This window comes from Terrabacter sp. P5_B1 (assembly GCF_056400505.1).
On record NZ_JBFULD010000510.1, the window covers coordinates 1 to 1,863 of the forward strand.

The following is a 1,863-nucleotide window of genomic DNA, read 5'->3' on the forward strand; positions in this document are numbered from 1 at the left end:
CACGTGGATCGGTGCCGCCAACGCCGGACAGCTCATGGACGCCGTGCGGTTCCACGCCGTCGACGTCCTCGTCGTGACGGAGGCGACGCCCGCGATCATGCGACGGCTCGACGCCGAGGGCGCGAGCGACTACTTCACGCATCGCGAGGGGATCGCGCGGGCCAGCACGTTCACCGGGACGATGATCCTGTCGCGCTACCCGCTCTCGGTGCGCAACCCAGGCACCGACGTGGCGGTCGAGACCACGCAGAGCGTGCAGCCCGAGGTYGACGTCACGGCGCCGGAAGGCACCGTGCGCCTCAAGGTCGCGCACCCCACGGCGCCGCTCCCGGGCGACACCGACCAGTGGCGCGCGGGCCTGCGTGCGCTCCAGTCGTGGAAGGAGCACCTCGACGGCGACCAGCCGGTGGTCATGGCGGGCGACTTCAACGCGAGCTTCGGCCACCCGGGTTTCCGTGCCCTCGCGGAGGGACTCGACGACGCGCAGCGCACCGACGGTGAGGGCTGGGTCCGCACCTGGCCGTTCGCGGGCAACCGGCTGCCACCGTTCGTGCAGCTCGACCACCTGTTGAGCCGGCGCCTGACGGTCGTGGCGGCCGGTCAGGTGGCGTTCAACCGGGCCGACCACGCGGCCGTGTGGGCGAGCTACCACCTGCCGACGCGCTGACGCGCGCGACACCGGGGCGCGACACCGGGGCAGCGGCCCACGCCGGGGATCACCAGGGGATCACCAGGGGATCACCAGGGGATCACCAGGGGATCACCAGGGGATCACCAGGGACGAGCGACCTCGACGTCGCGCGGGTCGGTGCCCTCGAGCGTCCAGCCGCTCCCCGTGCGGGTCCACGCCGCGTCGGTGCCGTGCTCGACCAGCCGGGCGACGGCGGCGACGAGCCGTTCGACGCCCTCGAGGGTGCTGCCGAGGCCGATGCTCGCGCGGACGGCCGTGGTCGGGCGTTCGCCCCACGGGTCCYCGAGGAGCTCGTCGACGAGAGGGTGGGCGCAGAACTTGCCGTCGCGCACGCCGATGCCGTGCTCGACAGAGAGGACCTGCGAGACGAGCGAGGAGTCCCAGCCCTCGACGGTGAAGGCGACCACGCCGACGCGGTCGCTGTCGTCGCCGAAGATCGAGAGGATCTCGACGCCGGTCACCTCGTCCAGCCCCGAGCGCAGCCGATCGAGCAGGCGGGACTCGTGCTCCTCGATGACCACGCGGTGTCGGGTGATGGTCACGCACGCCGCGGCGAGGGCGATCGCACCGATGACGTTCGGGCTGCCGCCCTCGTGACGCGCCGGACCGGTGGCCCACGTCGTGCCGTCCTCGGTCACCGACCGGGTCGCGCCACCGCCGAGCAGGTAGGGGTGGCCGGCGTCGAGCCAGTCGGAGCGCCCGGCCAGCACGCCCGCGCCGTAGGGGGCATACGTCTTGTGGCCCGAGAACGCGACGTAGTCGGCGTCCCACGCGGCCAGGTCGATCGTCCGGTGCGCCGACAGCTGGGCCGCGTCGACGGCGATCCGGGCGCCGTGCCCGTGGGCGAGCGCGGCGAGACGCTCGACGGGCCACACCTCACCGGTGACGTTGGACGCGGCGGCGACGACGACGAGGCGGTGGCGCGACGGGTGGTCCGTCAGCGCCTCCTCGAGCAGGAGGTGCGCGTCCTCGACCGTCTGGGGGACCGGGAGGCGCACCGTGCGGAAGCGGCCCCACGGGAGCAGCGTCGAGTGGTGCTCGGTGCCGAAGACGAAGACCGTCGTGCGGCTCGGCAGCGCCTTGCTGAGCAGCGCCCACGAGTCGGTCGTCGAGCGCGTGAACACGACCGAGTCGCCCTCACGCGCGCCGACGAACGCCGCGACCCCCTCGCG

2 protein-coding genes are annotated in these 1,863 nt (G+C 73.5%); one reads left to right on the forward strand and one right to left on the reverse strand.

Going from position 1 to position 1,863, the window contains the following annotated elements:
* The coding region (locus AC1DP0_RS21490; RefSeq protein WP_478088543.1) for an endonuclease/exonuclease/phosphatase family protein at positions 1-667 on the forward strand (667 nt) is incomplete at its 5' end.
* A 104-nt stretch (positions 668-771) separates the two neighbouring features.
* Here AC1DP0_RS21490 and AC1DP0_RS21495 read toward each other — a convergent pair.
* On the reverse strand, positions 772-1,863 hold a 1,092-nt coding region (locus AC1DP0_RS21495), incomplete at its 5' end, for an aminotransferase class V-fold PLP-dependent enzyme (RefSeq protein WP_478088545.1).